General features: G+C 59.6%; 16 protein-coding genes. 12 read left to right on the plus strand and 4 right to left on the minus strand.

Annotation, left to right across the window (positions count from 1 at the left end):
• Positions 1–124, plus strand: a 124-nt coding sequence (locus AC1DMK_RS02375) for an ISAzo13-like element transposase-related protein (protein WP_477857258.1), incomplete at its 5' end; no start/stop codon positions are given.
• 21 nt (positions 125–145) lie between these two features.
• Here the strand turns inward: AC1DMK_RS02375 and AC1DMK_RS02380 are convergent.
• Complete coding sequence (locus AC1DMK_RS02380) at positions 146–442, minus strand: hypothetical protein (protein WP_477856903.1); 297 nt, start codon at positions 440–442, stop codon at positions 146–148.
• Between the two features lie 644 nt (positions 443–1,086).
• Between AC1DMK_RS02380 and AC1DMK_RS02385 the strand changes: the two genes are divergently transcribed.
• The 7 genes from AC1DMK_RS02385 (at position 1,087) to AC1DMK_RS02415 (ending at position 9,794) form a co-directional block, all read left to right on the plus strand.
• Positions 1,087–1,176, plus strand: coding sequence for a K(+)-transporting ATPase subunit F (locus AC1DMK_RS02385; RefSeq protein ID WP_037068191.1), 90 nt, complete (start codon positions 1,087–1,089; stop codon positions 1,174–1,176).
• 31 nt (positions 1,177–1,207) lie between these two features.
• Positions 1,208–2,911, plus strand: a complete 1,704-nt coding sequence (kdpA, locus tag AC1DMK_RS02390) for a potassium-transporting ATPase subunit KdpA (RefSeq protein ID WP_477856905.1) — start codon at positions 1,208–1,210, stop codon at positions 2,909–2,911.
• A 213-nt stretch (positions 2,912–3,124) separates the two neighbouring features.
• Positions 3,125–5,212 (plus strand): potassium-transporting ATPase subunit KdpB, encoded by a 2,088-nt coding sequence (gene kdpB, locus AC1DMK_RS02395; protein ID WP_037068186.1) that lies wholly within the window; start codon positions 3,125–3,127, stop codon positions 5,210–5,212.
• Between the two features lie 64 nt (positions 5,213–5,276).
• A complete protein-coding gene (gene kdpC / locus AC1DMK_RS02400) occupies positions 5,277–5,846 on the plus strand; it encodes a potassium-transporting ATPase subunit KdpC (RefSeq protein ID WP_477856907.1) in 570 nt (189 codons plus the stop codon).
• A 48-nt stretch (positions 5,847–5,894) separates the two neighbouring features.
• A complete protein-coding gene (locus AC1DMK_RS02405; protein ID WP_477856909.1) occupies positions 5,895–8,600 on the plus strand; it encodes a DUF4118 domain-containing protein in 2,706 nt (901 codons plus the stop codon).
• Positions 8,597–9,289: a response regulator transcription factor gene (locus AC1DMK_RS02410; protein WP_037068179.1), complete on the plus strand. Its 693-nt coding sequence runs from the start codon at positions 8,597–8,599 to the stop codon at positions 9,287–9,289. Before AC1DMK_RS02405 ends, AC1DMK_RS02410 begins: the two co-directional genes overlap by 4 nt.
• Before the next feature lie 55 nt (positions 9,290–9,344).
• The gene (locus AC1DMK_RS02415; RefSeq protein ID WP_477856910.1) at positions 9,345–9,794 is read left to right on the plus strand and encodes a PTS sugar transporter subunit IIA; all 450 of its coding nucleotides are present in this window, start codon (positions 9,345–9,347) and stop codon (positions 9,792–9,794) included.
• A gap of 114 nt (positions 9,795–9,908) precedes the next feature.
• Here the strand turns inward: AC1DMK_RS02415 and AC1DMK_RS02420 are convergent, their stop codons facing one another.
• Positions 9,909–10,151: a hypothetical protein gene (locus tag AC1DMK_RS02420; protein WP_477856912.1), complete on the minus strand. Its 243-nt coding sequence runs from the start codon at positions 10,149–10,151 to the stop codon at positions 9,909–9,911.
• A gap of 179 nt (positions 10,152–10,330) precedes the next feature.
• Entirely contained in the window at positions 10,331–11,167 is an 837-nt protein-coding gene (locus AC1DMK_RS02425; RefSeq protein ID WP_477856913.1) for a 2-keto-4-pentenoate hydratase, read from the minus strand.
• A gap of 131 nt (positions 11,168–11,298) precedes the next feature.
• Between AC1DMK_RS02425 and corA the strand changes: the two genes are divergently transcribed.
• Together corA and AC1DMK_RS02435 are read left to right on the plus strand one after the other, a co-directional pair.
• Positions 11,299–12,264 carry a magnesium/cobalt transporter CorA gene (corA, locus tag AC1DMK_RS02430; protein WP_477856915.1) on the plus strand — a complete coding sequence of 322 codons (966 nt, stop codon included), beginning with the start codon at positions 11,299–11,301 and terminating at the stop codon, positions 12,262–12,264.
• 359 nt (positions 12,265–12,623) lie between these two features.
• A complete protein-coding gene (locus AC1DMK_RS02435; protein ID WP_477856918.1) occupies positions 12,624–13,403 on the plus strand; it encodes an ABC transporter ATP-binding protein in 780 nt (259 codons plus the stop codon).
• 80 nt (positions 13,404–13,483) lie between these two features.
• Here the strand turns inward: AC1DMK_RS02435 and AC1DMK_RS02440 are convergent, their stop codons facing one another.
• Positions 13,484–15,223, minus strand: a complete 1,740-nt coding sequence (locus AC1DMK_RS02440; protein ID WP_477856919.1) for an ABC transporter ATP-binding protein — start codon at positions 15,221–15,223, stop codon at positions 13,484–13,486.
• Positions 15,224–15,870: 647 nt separating this feature from the next.
• Between AC1DMK_RS02440 and AC1DMK_RS02445 the strand changes: the two genes are divergently transcribed.
• Together AC1DMK_RS02445 and AC1DMK_RS02450 are read left to right on the plus strand one after the other, a co-directional pair.
• Positions 15,871–16,179, plus strand: a complete 309-nt coding sequence (locus AC1DMK_RS02445) for a hypothetical protein (RefSeq protein WP_477856920.1) — start codon at positions 15,871–15,873, stop codon at positions 16,177–16,179.
• Positions 16,180–16,241: 62 nt separating this feature from the next.
• Positions 16,242–16,670, plus strand: a complete 429-nt coding sequence (locus tag AC1DMK_RS02450; RefSeq protein WP_477856922.1) for a DUF4864 domain-containing protein — start codon at positions 16,242–16,244, stop codon at positions 16,668–16,670.
• The last annotated feature ends 17 nt before the right edge of the window (positions 16,671–16,687 follow it).

Genomic DNA, 16,687 nt, shown 5'->3' on the forward strand with positions numbered 1-16,687 from the left:
CCTCGACACCCGCACCTACCACAAAGGCGTCAAGGTCTCCAATGCCCAGATGGCAAGCCTCGACATCACCGGCGACGCTTTCCATCCAGAGTGGAACTACACCATCACCCCAAGAAACACGTAGCGGTTATTCTGCGAACTGTCCTTAGTGGATAAACTGCGTGCGGATACCCGAGGGGATCCCAAGTTCCAGGATCTGTCCCTCAGCCACTTTGCAGACCTGAGAAACATCATAATCAGCTGCTTCGCGCGCAAAATGCAGCGCGGCCGATTCATTGACAAACATTCCTCCGACACGACCTTCCCTGTCCTTCACGATCCATCGACCGATACGGTCGCGGCCGATCACAAACCGCGCCCCGATGTCCTGCTGCGCGGTAACAGGGGCGTGATGCCGTTGGAGCGGGTCCGGTTCGCCGGAAACCCGATTAATGCGTGCCATCTCAAAATCCTTTCCGATGCTCGTGAAGCGTCGCCGACACGGCAACGCAACTCGGCCAATGTAGGCGAGTCCGGATATGGGTTCCATTGGGTGGGTCCGCTCATAAAATCAAAATCCCATAGGAAACAAGCCCATATCTGCGGGTTGCGCCTGATGTTGAAGGCGCTATCTGAAGTAATAGTGCAGCGGCTATCGCGTGACATTCCTCGGGTTCCACGGGCATGACCAGCCGCTCGTGTATCGAGTGGCCCCCGCATGGACATTCTGTCCAAACACCGCTTTTTGCATGGAACTGACACGCTGAGGTGCGATGTTACTCGTGCGGGAAATAACCGACGAGATTCGTGGAGCAGGCCCCTCCCCGGAGTTCGTGGGGCGCCGCAATCCCGTAATCTTTATAACTTTTTTATTTATACACGTTGCCTCCCGTCTCGAACCTTTATGCGGATCGGGCGCATAACGCCATGGCGGGGAAACTTCCTTTGCCGGTCGAGGCCACCCATTTGCCTCACCGTTTTCAAACGTCTTGAAGGATATGCGCCCGATGATGGACATCGTTCTGCTCGGCATCGCCGTGATCTTTTTCGCGCTCTGCTTTGCCTACACCAGGGCTTGCGACACTCTTTGAACCGAGGAACCTCGCCATGATTTTCGACTATTTCCTGAGCGGTGCGGTGACGGTGTTTTTAACCGTTTATCTCACCTACGCCCTCATTCGCCCCGAGCGCTTCTAAACGAAGCAGCCCGTACTGAAAGTTTCCTCCCATGACCCTCAACGGATGGCTTCAGATTCTGCTTTATTGCGGGATCATCCTTGTGCTCGTTAAGCCGCTCGGCGGTTACATGACCCGCGTCTTCAACGGCGAGCGCACAGTTCTCTCACCGGTCCTCGTTCCAATCGAACGGGGACTTTACCGCATCGCAGGCACCAGCGAACGCGAGGAACAGCATTGGACCTCCTATGCCTTCTCCATGCTGATGTTCAACTTGCTCGGCGTTGTCGTGCTTTACGCGATCCTGCGTCTACAAGCCGTCCTCCCCTACAATCCTGCGGGCATGGCTGCCGTTGGGCCGGAACTCTCTTTCAACACCGCAACGAGTTTCGTCGCCAACACCAATTGGCAAAACTACGGCGGCGAAACCACCATGTCGTATCTTGCTCAAATGATGGGGCTGACGGTGCAGAATTTCGTGTCAGCTGCAACTGGCATGGCAATCGCGGTCGCGCTGATCCGTGCATTTTCGCGCGCGTCCGGTAAAGCACTCGGCAATTTCTGGGTGGATATGATCCGCAGCACCCTCTATATTCTGCTGCCGATCTGCATCGTCCTAACGTTGGCGTATGTCTTTCTTGGCGTGCCGCAGACACTCGGCCCCTACGTCGACGCCACGACGCTTGAGGGCGCCAAGCAGACGATTGCGGTCGGCCCCGTCGCCTCGCAGCTTGCCATCAAGATGCTCGGCACCAATGGCGGCGGCTTCTTCAACACCAATTCCGCTCACCCGTTTGAGAACCCCGACAACATCTCGAACATGATTCAGATGGTCTCCATCTTCGTGATCGGTGCCGCGTTCACCAACGTCTTTGGTCGTATGGTCGGCAACCAGCGCCAGGGCTGGGCGATCCTGGCCACGATGGGTCTGCTCTTCATCGTCGGCGTCGGCGTCACTTATTGGGCCGAAGCTGYCGGCAACCCGCTTATGCACGCCTTCGGTCTTGGCGGCGGCAACATGGAAGGCAAGGAAGTTCGCTTTGGCGTCGCCATGTCCTCACTCTTTGCGGTGATCACCACGGCCGCCTCCTGCGGTGCGGTCAATGCCATGCACGGCTCGTTCACGGCGCTTGGCGGCCTCATCCCGCTGATAAACATGCAGCTTGGTGAGGTAATCGTCGGCGGCGTCKGCGCCGGCTTCTACGGCATCCTGTTGTTCATCATCGTCGCCGTCTTCGTCGCCGGCCTGATGGTTGGGCGCACGCCGGAATATCTCGGCAAGAAGATCGAGGCGAAGGAGATGAAGATGGCGGTTCTTGCCATCCTGTGCCTACCACTGGCGATGCTGGTCTTTACAGCGATTGCCACGGTTCTGCCGTCGGCCGTAGCCTCCGTCGGCACAGCGGGGCCGCACGGTTTCTCCGAAATCCTTTACGCCTACACGTCGGCTGCAGCGAACAACGGCTCGGCGTTTGGCGGTCTGACGGGCAATACCCCCTGGTACAATATCACGCTCGGCATTGGCATGCTGATGGGTCGCTTCCTGGTCATTGTCCCGGCACTTGCCATTGCCGGCTCGTTGATCACGAAGAAGACGGTTCCTGCCTCGGCTGGGACGTTCCCAACAGATGGTCCGCTCTTCGTCGGCCTGCTCGCCGGCACGATCCTGATCGTCGGGGGCCTGACTTTCTTCCCGGCGCTCGCGCTCGGTCCTGTTGTGGAGCATCTCGTCATGATCGCCGGTCAAACCTTTTGAGGTGGCGCCATGATTTTTCGCCACAAGCTGCGCAAATCAATCCAATCACGTCCCGGTACGCCGGGACGTGAGCGAGAGCGCCAAGCACGGGGCACTGACATCATCTTGGTTATGATGGCCGCCCTTCTTCTCATGCTGTGTGCCTACAGAATTCTATTTGGCTGATCGGACCTGTCCGATTCCGTTGTCCTCTTTCTAAAGCTGGAGTCTCTTATGAGCCAGGCAAAATCCGCGAGTATCATGGATAGTCGCATTCTCATTCCGGCCGTGGGCGCCGCCTTTAAAAAGCTCAACCCTCGGGCACTTGCAAGAAACCCCGTCATGTTCGTCGTCGCCACGGTGTCGGCGCTGACCACCGTGCTGTTCCTGCGCGACCTTGTTGTCGGCAACGGCAATCTCGGCTTCTCTTTCCAGGTCAATCTCTGGCTCTGGTTCACCGTGCTCTTCGCCAATTTCGCCGAAGCTGTCGCTGAAGGCCGGGGCAAGGCCCAGGCTGAATCCTTGCGCAAGTCGCGGACGGAAACGCAGGCAAAGCTTCTGGCTAATGGCAGTCGCACCGACTACAAAATGGTCCCCGGAACCAGCCTCAAGGTTGGTGACCTCGTCCTCGTCGAAGCCGGTGACATCATCCCGTCGGACGGCGAAGTGATCGAAGGCGTCGCGTCCGTCAACGAAGCCGCCATCACCGGCGAATCCGCCCCGGTCATCCGTGAATCGGGCGGCGACCGGTCGGCTGTCACGGGCGGAACGCAAGTGCTGTCCGACGAAATCCGCGTCCGCATCACCGCTGCGGCGGGCTCGACCTTCATCGACCGGATGATCGCGCTCGTCGAGGGCGCTGAACGCCAGAAGACGCCAAACGAGATCGCGCTCAACATCCTGCTCGCCGGCATGACGCTGATCTTCGTGTTGGCCACCGCGACGATCCCGAGCTTTGCCGCCTATGCCGGGGGGGCGATCCCGATCATCGTACTCGTTGCCCTCTTTGTGACGCTTATCCCGACGACGATCGGCGCGCTTCTCTCCGCCATTGGAATCGCCGGCATGGACCGTCTCGTCCGCTTCAACGTGCTCGCCATGTCCGGTCGTGCGGTGGAAGCCGCAGGCGACATCGATACGCTGCTTCTCGACAAGACCGGCACGATCACGCTTGGCAACCGTCAGGCGACATCGTTCCGTCCGGTACAAGGAGTTTCCGAACAGGATCTGGCCGATGCGGCCCAGCTTGCATCTCTCGCCGACGAAACGCCGGAAGGCCGTTCGATCGTGGTGCTCGCCAAAGAAAAGTACGCGATCCGCGGCCGCGAGATGGGAAGCCTGCACGCCACCTTCGTGCCCTTCACCGCCCAGACCCGTATGAGCGGCGTCGACATTGAGGGGTCATCCATCCGCAAGGGTGCGGTGGACTCCATGCTCGCCTACGTCGCCGGCACCTCAATCGCTGCTTCGGGCAACGCCGCCATCGCCCTTCATGTCAACAATGACACCGCGCGTGAGCTGCAGGCAATCGCCGATGAAGTCGCCAAGACTGGCGGTACGCCGCTCGCCGTCGCCCGCGACGGGAAGTTGCTCGGCGTGATCCAGCTCAAGGATATCGTCAAGGGCGGCATCCGCGAGCGGTTCGCCGAGCTGCGCCGCATGGGCATCCGCACCGTGATGATCACCGGCGACAACCCGCTGACCGCCGCGGCAATCGCCGCCGAAGCCGGCGTGGACGACTTCCTTGCTCAGGCGACGCCGGAAATGAAGTTGGCCCTGATGCGTGAGGAACAGGCCAAGGGCAAGCTCGTCGCGATGTGCGGCGATGGCACCAACGACGCCCCTGCCCTTGCGCAGGCCGATGTCGGCGTCGCCATGAACACCGGTACGGTCGCAGCCCGCGAAGCCGGCAACATGGTGGATCTCGACAGCGACCCGACCAAGCTCATCGAGATCGTCGAGATTGGCAAGCAGTTGCTGATGACCCGCGGCGCGCTGACGACGTTTTCGATCGCCAACGACATCGCCAAGTACTTCGCGATCATCCCGGCGATGTTCCTGACCTTCTATCCGCAACTCGGCGTGCTCAACATCATGGGTCTCTCGACGCCGCAGAGCGCCATCCTGTCGGCGATCATCTTCAACGCCTTGATCATCATCGCGCTGATCCCGCTATCGCTGAAGGGCGTGCGTTATCGTCCGATCGGCGCCGGCGCCCTGCTGTCACGCAATCTGCTGATCTACGGCCTCGGCGGCATCATCGTTCCCTTCATCGGCATCAAGGCGATCGACATGGTCGTCGCAGCCCTTGGCCTCGCATAAGTCTGATGCCGGACGCACCGCGTCCCGCTCATTACCTCAAATTGAATCCTAGGAGTTCACGACAATGCTGAACCAGCTTCGCCCCGCAATCGTGATGATTGTCGCCACGACCGCCATCACCGGTCTCGTCTATCCGCTCGCCATGACTGGCGTGGCACAAGCAATCTTTCCGACGCAGGCCAACGGCAGTCTCATTGAAAAAAATGGCACGGTGATCGGCTCTTCGCTGATCGGCCAGGGCTTCACCAGCGACAAGTACTTCCACGGGCGCCCATCGGCTGCCGGCGATGGCTATAACGCTGCCGCCTCAAGCGGCTCGAACCTTGGTCCGACGAGCCAGAAATTGATCGATCGCGTCAAGAGCGACTACGATACGGCGAAGGCGACCAACCCCGGTGCGGACGTTCCGGCCGACCTCGTCACCGCTTCGGGCAGCGGTCTCGATCCGCACATCTCGCCGGAGGCCGCCTACTTCCAGGTGGCGCGTGTCGCCGAAGCTCGCAACCTCGATGAGCCCAGGGTCAAGGCGCTGGTCGATGAGGCGATAGAAGGTCGCGAACTGGGCCTTCTCGGCGAGCCGACCGTGAATGTTCTCGCATTGAATATGGCACTCGACGCTACCGCAAAACAGTAAATGACGCCCGGAGCCACAGCGGCACCGGGCAGACCGAAAGAACACATGATGTCTATTAGCGACCGCGATCTATCGATAAGACCTTCGCCCGATGCTCTGTTGGAAAAGGCTCGTTCTGAGACGCGCGGTCGCCTCAAGATATTCCTGGGCGCCGCACCGGGGGTCGGCAAGACGTATGAGATGCTCGTTTCCGGCCGTGCCAAGGTCGCTGACGGTGTCGATGTCGTCATCGGTGTGGTCGAGACGCATGGCCGTAAGGAGACACAAGCGCTGGTGTCGGGCTACGAGATCGTTCCGCGTGTGGCCGTCGAATACAAGGGCCGGTCGCTCGACGAAATGGATCTCGACGCGATCCTTGCCCGGAAACCCGACCTCGTTCTGGTTGACGAACTCGCGCATACCAACGCCGAAGGCAGCCGCCACCCAAAGCGCTATCTCGACGTCAAGGAACTGCTCGACCGCGGTATCGACGTCTATTCGACGCTGAACATCCAGCATGTCGAGAGCCTGAACGACGTCGTCTCGCAGATCACCCGAATTCGTGTGAGAGAGACGGTGCCCGATTCAATCATCGACCTCGCGGACGATATTGAGATCATCGACCTGACACCAGACGATCTCATCAAGCGGCTGCATGATGGCAAGGTCTACATGTCAGGGACCGCCGAGCGGGCGCTGACGAACTACTTCACCCCTGGCAACCTGACGGCGTTGCGCGAACTGGCGTTGCGAAAGACCGCCCAGCGTGTCGACGACCAGCTCCTGACCCACATGCAGGCCAACGCGATTTCCGGCCCCTGGGCGGCAAGCGATCGCGTATTGGTGTCGGTCGACCATCACGCGCGCTCGGCGTCGCTGGTACGGTATGCCTCGCGCATGGCCTCGCGACTTCGAGCGCCCTGGGCTGCTGTCTACGTCGAGACCAATCACTCGATCAATCTCACCGAGGCGCAGCGCGACAGCGTGGCGGCGACGCTGCGCCTGGCAGAACAGCTCGGCGGCGAAGCGATCACGCTTCCCGGACGCGAAGTCTCCGAGGAACTTCTACGTCACGCCGCCGCCAACAATGTCACTCACATTGTCATAGGCGCGCCTGCGAGGACCGCCTGGTGGAAGTGGTGGGGACGGTCTGTCGCGGATGAATTGATCCGGGAGGCCGGTGAGATAAGCGTTCACGTCATATCAGGCAGCGAGAAGGACGCCGCCACTTCGCGAGGTGTTGGCACCGCCGCTGTTTCGTCCACGTTGGATTTCAGGGCCTACGCGCTCGCAACCGCATACGTGGCTGTGGCACTTCTGGTCGGCGTGGTCCTCGATCAGGTGCTCGACGTCCGCAACCTCGCCCTCGTCTTCCTGATGGCGGTTTTGACATCGGCCGTCCTTCACGGTTTGCGGCCCGCGCTCTATTCGTCGATCCTGGGGGCTCTCGCCTTCAACTTCTTCTTCCTTCCCCCACGCTACACGCTGACGATCAGCGATCCGGAAAGCGTTCTCGCGCTTTTCTTCTTTCTCGGCGTGGCGGTCATCGCCAGCAATCTGACCGCGACCGTGCAGCGACAGGCTGCTGCCGCCCGGCATCGCGCCCGCACCACCGAGGATCTCTATCTCTTTTCCAAGAAGCTTGCTGGGACCGGTACGCTTGACGACGTGTTGTGGGCGACCGCTTTTCAGCTCGCATCCATGCTCAAGGTCCGCGTCGTGCTGCTTCTGCCGGAAGAAGGTACCATCGCCGTCAAGGCCGGTTATCCTCCGGACGACACGCTTGACGACGCCGATATTGCCGCTGCCCGTTGGGCCTGGGAGCACAATCATGCCGCCGGCCGCGGCGCCGACACCCTGCCCGGTGCCAAACGACTCTACGTGCCGCTTAGAACCGGGCGTTCGGCTGTCGGCGTGATTGGTCTCGACAGCGACCGCCGCGACGGACCGCTTTTGACACCAGAGCAGCAACGCCTGCTCGACGCGCTCGCCGATCAAGCCGCGTTGGCGATAGAACGCATCCAGCTGGTTGCCGACGTCGATCGCGCCAGGCTCGCGGTGGAAGCCGATCGTCTGCGTTCGGCGCTGCTCACATCGATCTCCCATGACCTCAAGACGCCGCTGGCGGCTATCCTGGGCGCGGCTGGAACGCTACGGGAGTATCTGGAGTCGATGCCGGCGGAAGACCGCACCGATCTACTCTCGACGATCGTCGATGAATCCGAGCGGCTCAACCGCTTCATCGCCAATCTGCTCGATATGACGCGATTGGAATCGGGAGCGATGGAGCCGAACACCGCACCGCACTTCATTGGCGATATCGCCGGCAGCGCTCTTCGGCGTAGCGCCAAGATCCTTTCGCATCATAAGACTGAGATGAGCATCGCGTCAGATCTGATGGTTCGCGTCGACCCCGTCTTGCTCGAACAGGTCCTGTTCAACCTGCTCGACAACGCGGCGAAATACGCTCCCGAAAACTCCACCATCACGATCAAGGGATGGTCGAACGCCTACAGTGTCTTTGTCCAGGTCTCGGACGAGGGCCAAGGGATTCCACCCGCCGATCTTGAGCGGGTTTTCGACACTTTCTACAGAGTGCGCAAGGGCGACCAGGTGCGAGCGGGAACCGGCCTCGGCCTTTCCATCTGCCGTGGTTTCGTTGAAGCCATGGGTGGCACCATTTCGGCGGAGAACCGCAACGACGGAACGGGAGCCGTCTTCACCGTACGCTTTCCGAAAACGAACGATATTCCCAAACTGGATGAATTCAAATGACAGGCGCAGCTATCAACATCCTTGTCGTCGACGACGAGCCGCCGATCCGTAAACTTCTTCGCGTCGGCCTTTCCGCGCAAGGATATACAGTGGCGGAGGCTGCCGACGCTTTCGAGGCAACCGAATACCTGAAGCAGCATCAGCCCGATCTAATCATCCTCGACCTCGGCTTGCCGGACAAGCCCGGCTACGACCTTCTGCAGGAATGGCGCAATGCCGGGGTGCTTACGCCGGTCGTCATTGTCTCGAGTCGGACGGACGAGATAGGGATCGTCAAGGCGCTTGAGACCGGCGCGGACGACTATGTCACCAAGCCCTTCGGAATGAACGAACTCGGCGCACGCATCGGCGTGGCGCTTCGCCACCGCCTTCAGCAACAAGGCGAACGGGCGATATTTCAGACTGGGGGCCTGACGATGGACCTCGTCAAGCGCATCGTCAGGGTGGATGGAATCGAGATAAAACTCTCTCCAAAAGAGTATGACATTCTCCGCGTGTTGGCACAGCATGCGGGCAAGGTCCTGACGCACCAGTTTGTCTTGAAACAGGTTTGGGGGCCAACGGCCGATATCCAATACCTGCGGGTTTATGTCAGGCAACTTCGTCAGAAGGTCGAAAAGTTCCCCGACCAACCGCAATACATCACGACCGAGACCGGCGTTGGATATCGCCTGCGCGAACCGGACTGAGACGCGTGGACATGCCTGGCAACCACCGCAAAAACGATCGATAGATGAAATGATAATGGACCTTACGAACATCTTCCTTCCAAGCGACGTTTTTGTCGGCGCCCCTCTGCAAACCAAAGCCAAGGCTCTGCAAGGCGCCGCCACGAAAGCTTCCGAGGCGTTGGGAGTAGACGCTGCTTCCCTCCTGAGCGTCCTCGAAAAGCGGGAGTTGCTTGGATCGACCGGTATCGGCAAAGGCATTGCCGTGCCGCACGCAGCGTTGCCCGAGTTGGGTCCGCCACGCGGCTTCATCTTTCAGCTTTCGCGTCCGCTTGATTTCGATGCGATCGATGAAGCGCCCGTCGACCTGATTTTCCTGCTCGTGTTCGGTGAGGGGTGGCGTTCAGAGTATCTGAAGGTGCTCGCGACGATCGCCCGGAAAGCTCACAACACCGCGATTTTGTCGGCGATGCGAAACGCGGGGAACTCCGCGAGCCTCTACGCAGCCTTCATGGCGTCCGAATAGCTGCCGCAGCTCTCCCCTCCGGGATGAGCTGTTTTCACAGCCCCGCCTCTGATCGTGGCAACGAACGATCCTGCGACCGCCGGAATATTGCCTTGTTGCGAGAAGCAGAGGTATCTAAAAGACCGCTTCCGCGTAGACCAAATCAGGCGCAACGATCCACTCGCCCCGCCGAAGAGACAGGACGTCGATCCTGCCTCGACCGTCCCAGGTGGCCAAGCCGACAAATCGATAGCGGCGGCCGTGCCTGTCGACGACCGTGGCGAAAATGGGCTTGCCGGAGAGGTGGCCGACGACAGGACTTTCCGCTCTTGCTGTTGCCGGTACAAAATACTCGTGTGTGACATTGCGGCTGACCATCAGGCGCGGTCTTCTCGCTGAAAGACCTGGTTTGCAGCAGCCCTTGTCGACTTCTGTATTATTTTGCTGGCGCGACCCTCACCCTTTGGTTTCGTAACGGCACGTCTTGTCTTCTTGATTTCCACGACGAATGGCTTTTGCTGCGGCCGCATGGTCGGTCCTTTCAAATTGCATTTGTTTCAGGCGAATACACACTCGACCTGGCCAAGTGGCCCGAAGTCTGCAGCGAGATGCTGCCCGGCCAATACCTGAAGAATCGTCGTGCACGACCCGGTCGCCACGACGTCGTTCGGTTCGAGCTGCTTGCCATTTGCCGCAAGCTCGCGCGCCAGCCAAGCGACCGCGTTCAACGGGTGGCCCATGACCGACGAGGCCCTCCCGGAAAGAACGGTCTGCTTGAACAAGAAAGTCGTGATCTCGATGTCCGCGAGATCGCCGGGTGTCAGATTGCTGGCGTAATCACCGCATATGGTCGCTACATGCAGCCCGAAGTCAGCGATCGCCGCGCTGTTTCCTGTGCAGAGCCGCCGGGACCTTCGACCGACAATGCCAATCGCAGGCCGGCACCCGAGGACGGCATCGGCCACGCTTTCAAGATTGATCGCCTCATCGACATCCGGGAACGGTCTTAACATGGTGAAGACAAACTCACACTGCGCGCCGATAGTGCCTGGCGGAAGCCGGAATTCCTTGGCGCCCAAAAGCAGCGCGGAAGCCGGGATTTCGGAATAAATCGGTTTGGTAAGGCCGAGGGTGCGGCGCGACGCGTCACTCGTGCCAACGATCGCGTAGCCCCTGCGTTCAAAGCCAAGGGCATCCTGGGCAGTACTCTGAATGTCGTAAGCCTCGCGCTCAGAGGAAATCAGGCCCAGCGGAAGATCACAGAGGTCGTCATGACGACGGGTCTTCGCGAGGATATCGGCGGTGGCGTCCTTGAGTTCGAAGTACATCTCCGTGCTCCAGTTGTTGGCATTGGCTTGTCCGAGAAAATGGCGCACCGCGCGTAGCCTTTCCATTCGTCGCTACCGCTCGAAATATCAAAATCTCATAGTGATCGTGAGAACTTGGCGTCCGACTCCGCAGATAGCTAGACAACGGCGCATTCCCACTGCAACGATGGAAGGATCAGGTGCGTAAAGGATACTTCGTGAGCGTCGTTGCAGCATATCTATACAAGGAGGGCAGCCGAGCCGAAGCCGTTTCGCTTGCGGATCCGAAAGCCACGAACGCGACAAACGAATTCAACTGGATCGGGCTCCACGATCCGACCCCCGAAGAACTGGTCTCCCTTCAGAAAGCTTTCCACCTGCATCCTCTTGCAGTCGAGGACGCCCTGAACGCCCGACAGGTACCGAAGGTGGACGTCTACGACGACCAGATCTTCGTGGTTGCGAAAACCGCCCACCTTGAGGGCGACGAGATCGAATATGGCGAGACCTCGATCTTTGTCGGGCGCCATCACATCATTTCCGTTCGCCACGGATCAGATCGCGGCCACAGCGAGCTCAGGAAACAGCTCGAGGCATCTCCGCAGATCCTCAAGAACGGTCCGGACTACGTGCTTCATGGCATCCTCGATTTCATCGTTGACGGCTACCTGCCCGTGGTGGAAGCGATCGAAGACAATGTCCTCGCCATGGAGCATGACATGCTCGACGCTTTCCTCGGACGCATGGAAATCAAGCGGCTGTTCAAACTGCGACGGCAATTGATCCGCTTTCAGCGAGTGCTCGGACCTATGACGGAGGTCTGCGGCAAGCTCGTCCATATCGACCTTCCCTGCGTCGACGAGGAAGCGAAGAACTATTTCAGGGATGTCCACGACCACGTACGCCGCGTTGAAAGCATGGTGGGCGGACTAAAGGACGTGATCACCTCGGTATTCGAGGCAAGCAATCTCCTTGAACAACAGCGCCAAGGCACGATCACGCGACAGCTCGCGGCTTGGGCGGCGATCGCCGCCGTCCCGACTGCCATTGCTGGCATCTATGGCATGAACTTTGAGAACATGCCGGAATTGAAGACGACATACGGCTACTATGTCGTGGTGGCTCTGATCGTTACGCTGTGCGGCTGGCTCTACTTTCGTTTCAAGAAATCCGGCTGGCTTTAGGGCGGCCTGTGTGCGCCGGAGCGGCGTTCGGCTTTCACGTTCCTAATTTCAAAATTCTTGAACAAGTCGCCAACCATTCGCCTCGGTGGACCACTCCCTAGAGCGCGCGGGCGTCCATGCGAGGACGCCGGCAATGATTGGATTGATCGATCATCAAGGGATTGGCGATAACGACGACTAAGTGGGGCAACGTGCGAAGAAGAAAGGAGGCTCGCCCTTCATAGACAAGTCAGTTTCTTCCTTTCAGGGAGATCGGCATCCTGAATGCCATTTAAGTTGACAAATAGAGTAAACCTTTGCAGGAGCATCGGACAGTTCGTTGTCCGATGATTGATCCAGTGCCAGCCGGGGTGCCGCAGATGTCCCCACCATTCCTGACGATGTCGCAGATACAGTATGATGCCGGAAGGAAAGGCATTCTTACCGGCATCGATCTGACGCTGGACGCGGGGCGCATCTATGGGCTTGTCGGGCAGAACGGCTCCGGCAAGAGCACGCTGCTGAAGATTATCGCGCGTCAGATCGAACCCTCGTCGGGCACCGTTGATGTACAGGGACAACCCAGTTCCACTTGGGGCGGGAGAGCCTTTGCGCGCCAGGTGGCCTATATGCCGCAATTCACGCCGGCGACGGATGGCATGACGGTGCGCGACCTTGTGGCGCTCGGTCGCTTTCCCTGGCACGGCACGCTGGGTCGCTTTACCCAGACCGATCGCGACATGGTTGACGAGGCCATCCGGCGAACCGACCTTGAAACGTTCGCTGACCGCCTTGTCGCAAATATGTCGGGCGGTGAGCGGCAGCGGGCGTGGATCGCCATGATGCTGGCGCAGAATGCGCGTTGCCTGCTGCTGGACGAACCGACCTCCGCACTCGACCTTGCGCATCAGGCGGGCGTCCTCTCGCTTCTGCGCGAGCTGGGCCACGAGCGAGGCCTGACGATCGTCGTCGTCCCTCACGATATCAACCTTGCGTCGCGCTACTGCGACGAAATCGTTGCACTGGACGGTGGCGTGATTTCGGCCCGTGGGACGCCCAAAGACATCGTACGGGCCGACGTGCTGAAGTCCGTCTTTGCTGTCGAGATGGGTGTTTTCCCGCACCCGGTCAGCCAGGAACCAGTCAGCTATCTCCTGTAGGCGCCAGGGCGCGCGGCCATGAACGCCGGCGCATCGCTGCCGGCATTCGGGCGCCGGCTCTCGCAGCCGTTCCCCTCGCTCTACGCGGACGCCCGGCTCTGCTGTGCAAGATGCAGACGCCTGTAGGGTCCGGCCTTGTGCAACAGTTCGCTGTGGCTCCCCTGCTCCACAACCTTTCCACCCTCGATGACGCAGATACGGTCAGCTTCGGTAATCGTTGCCAGACGGTGCGCAATGACCAATGTCGTGCGGCCCTGCGAGAGATCGGCAAGCGACTGTTGGATCGCGCGCTCGGTTTCTGTGTCAAGTGCCGAAGTCGCCTCGTCGAGGATCAGGATCGGCGGGTTCTTCAAGAAGATCCGGGCGATCGCAAGACGCTGCTTCTGGCCGCCCGACAGCTTGACGCCGCGCTCGCCGACGATCGTGTTCATGCCGTCAGGCAGGGCTGCAATCACGTCTTCCAGACGGGCGCGGCGCGCGGCATCGATAATCTCCGCCTCCGTTGCCTCAAGCCTGCCGTACGCGATGTTCTCGCGCATTGTGCCGGCAAACAGGAAAACATCCTGCTGCACGATGCCGATGCCGGACCGCAGCGATGCAAGCGTAATGTCGCCGACCTCGACGCCATCGATGGAAATACTGCCGCCCGTGACGTCGTAGAAGCGGGGCAGAAGCGAGCACACGGTCGTTTTCCCGGCGCCGGAAGGCCCCACAAAAGCGATGGTCTCACCAGGCATGACGATGAGGCTCAGGCCCTGCAGGATCGGCTTGCCGGGCTGATACTCAAACGAAACATCGCGGTAGCTGATTTCGCCCTTTAGCCGCGGCATCACCTTGGCACCCGGCCTGTCTGCGATGTCAGCGCTTGTATCGAGGAACGCGCTGTAGCGTTGGAAGCCGGCGATGCCTTTCGGGTACGTTTCGATGACCGAGTTGATCTTGTCGATCGGCCGGAAGAAGACGCCAACCAGCAGCAGGAAGCCGACGAAGCCGCCAGCCGACAGCTCGCCCTTGGTGACGTACCAGGCGCCCGCCAGCATGACGACAACCTGCACGAAGCGCATGGAGAGATAGGACAGCGATGTCGAGGCCGCCATCGCCCAGTAGGCCTGCAGCTTGGTTGCCAGATAGCTCGCATTGTTGACGGCAAACAGTCTGCGTTCGTGGTCCTCGTTGGCGAATGCCTGGACGACACGGATGCCGCCGACCGTCTCTTCGATGCGGGCGTTGAAATCGGCGACCCGGCCATAGAGCGAATGCCAGGTTAAAGTCATCCGCCGCCCGTAACGTGTTGTCACCCAAGCGGTAACAGGCACGATTAGCGCCGTCAGAATAGCCAGGGGCGGATGCACCCAGAACATCAGGAGGAAGGCGCCGATCAGTGTCATGATGGCGATGAAGACGTCTTCGGGACCATGATGGGCGATCTCGCCGATCTCCTCGAGATCCTTCGTCAGCCGCGCCACGAGATGACCGGTCTTCTGGTTGTCGAAATAGGAAAAAGACAGCTTCTGCAAATGGTCGAACGCCTTGGACCGCATCTCCGTCTCGATCTTCAGCCCCAGCATATGGCCCCAGTAGGTGACGATCATCTGGAGGGCGGCATTGACCACGTAGATCACGAGGAGCCCGAAGGCAGCCAGCGCAATCAGAGCAAGCTGCCCCGTCGGTAGCAACCGGTCGATGAACAGGGTGACCGCAACCGGAAAAGCCAGTTCCAATAGGCCGGCGGTGACCGCGCTCCCGAAGTCGAGCACGAACAATCCCCTGTGTGGGCGATAGTAGCCGGCGAAACGCCTCAGCAGCGACGTGCCACTCATCCTCGATCCTTTCAGGTATCCCTTCGCCGATATGATCCCGATGCATCCGAGGCGTACTCGCTCATCATTCATCTGGAAATTCGGCATGTGAATTGACACTCGTCCAGCTGAGTTCCAATCACATCAAAGGTTTAAACCGATATCCAAATCTGGGGCGGTAAAGTCAAGTTACATTCTCGTGGCTGCCCGGTACAAGACCGCCGGCGAGACTCGACAAGTCTGCCGGTGCGAGCTCCAAAGCGCGCTTTGGCAAGAGATCCGTAGTCCGTTCTGCCAAGTTAGAGCGCCTCATTGGTCGGACGTCGGGGATAACTCGTCCGCCGGATTCCCACCACCAGAGAAGCCGCCGTTGTACATGCTTGCCCCGGCGCCACCTGCGAACGCTATGCCGCCAAGCATCGCAGATCGGCCAAAGCTATTCCCGTTGGCCATCGAGGCGCTGAAAGCGGTGCCACTTCGTTGCCATCTGCGACAAAGAGGGCGGCCAGGTCCTGATCTGCGTCGACCGCCAGTACCATGCAACCTAGGCTGAGAATTGCTTCCTCTTTGGGAACAATAGCTTGCAGCGATAGGTTCATAGCGCAGGATCTGGATTCTGACGTAGCGTAACAGGTGGTTTCGCGTCCAGACCTGCCTTGGAGACGCAAATGCCCTGGATTGCGTACATCATCCATTTTTTTACCGCCGCATTCATGGCGAACGGCATTCCTTATTTCGTCAATGGCGTCTGCGGTCGGTCGTTTGCCATGCCGTTCGAGGGAGCGACATCGGCAAAGTTGAGATCCCCGCAGGTCAATGTGGTCTGGGGATGGATCAATTCCGTGATCACGTTCCTGCTCTTTGCCAATATCGGCCCGCTCTATATCGGCAGACCGGAAGACACGGTCTTTGTCGCAGCCGGCGTCCTCGTGACCGGGCAGCTGCTGGCGCGGATATTCGGAAGGGCCCGCGTCTGATACGAAGACTTTCCTTGCGCGCAAAAAGCCCTAAACTTCTTAGTGAAATTGGAGCTACGCCCATGCGCGCTTTCCTCGCAGTTCTTGTGCTGTATGCTGCTTGCTTAGTCTGTATGCCGATCGCCCGTGCCGAAGATCCGATCGAAAGCACGCGTACGATGATCGATGAGCAGATCAAGGCATTCCTGCATGACGATGCAGGCGCGGCCTATGCCTACGCTGCCCCCGGTCTCAAGGCGCTCTATCCTGACAAGGATGTCTTCTTCGCTATGGTCAAGAAGAGTTATCAGCCGGTCTATCATCCCGGGAACTACGCGTTCGGGCGCAGCCGGTCGATCGACAACGGTGCAATGATCTATCATGAGGTGCTGATCAGCGGGCGCGACGGCAAGGACTGGACGGCAATCTACCAGATCGCACGCCAACCGGACGGCAGCTACAAGATTAGCGGCGTCCAGATCGTTCCGAATACGGATAGCAAGGGGATCTGAGCGAGCGCTGCAGGTCG

This window comes from Rhizobium sp. 05L419, from assembly GCF_056397845.1.

Bases quoted from the DNA above. Each gene is read 5' to 3' on its own strand.
- AC1DMK_RS02415 (WP_477856910.1), top strand. From the start codon at position 9,345: ATGGACCTTACGAACATCTTCCTTCCAAGCGACGTTTTTGTCGGCGCC.
- kdpC (WP_477856907.1), top strand. From the start codon at position 5,277: ATGCTGAACCAGCTTCGCCCCGCAATCGTGATGATTGTCGCCACGACC.
- AC1DMK_RS02450 (WP_477856922.1), top strand. From the start codon at position 16,242: ATGCGCGCTTTCCTCGCAGTTCTTGTGCTGTATGCTGCTTGCTTAGTC.
- AC1DMK_RS02380 (WP_477856903.1), bottom strand. From the start codon at position 442: ATGGCACGCATTAATCGGGTTTCCGGCGAACCGGACCCGCTCCAACGG.
- AC1DMK_RS02445 (WP_477856920.1), top strand. From the start codon at position 15,871: ATGCCCTGGATTGCGTACATCATCCATTTTTTTACCGCCGCATTCATG.
- AC1DMK_RS02425 (WP_477856913.1), bottom strand. From the start codon at position 11,167: ATGGAAAGGCTACGCGCGGTGCGCCATTTTCTCGGACAAGCCAATGCC.
- AC1DMK_RS02405 (WP_477856909.1), top strand. From the start codon at position 5,895: ATGTCTATTAGCGACCGCGATCTATCGATAAGACCTTCGCCCGATGCT.
- kdpB (WP_037068186.1), top strand. From the start codon at position 3,125: ATGAGCCAGGCAAAATCCGCGAGTATCATGGATAGTCGCATTCTCATT.
- AC1DMK_RS02410 (WP_037068179.1), top strand. From the start codon at position 8,597: ATGACAGGCGCAGCTATCAACATCCTTGTCGTCGACGACGAGCCGCCG.
- AC1DMK_RS02440 (WP_477856919.1), bottom strand. From the start codon at position 15,223: ATGAGTGGCACGTCGCTGCTGAGGCGTTTCGCCGGCTACTATCGCCCA.
- AC1DMK_RS02435 (WP_477856918.1), top strand. From the start codon at position 12,624: ATGTCCCCACCATTCCTGACGATGTCGCAGATACAGTATGATGCCGGA.
- AC1DMK_RS02420 (WP_477856912.1), bottom strand. From the start codon at position 10,151: ATGGTCAGCCGCAATGTCACACACGAGTATTTTGTACCGGCAACAGCA.
- AC1DMK_RS02385 (WP_037068191.1), top strand. From the start codon at position 1,087: ATGATTTTCGACTATTTCCTGAGCGGTGCGGTGACGGTGTTTTTAACC.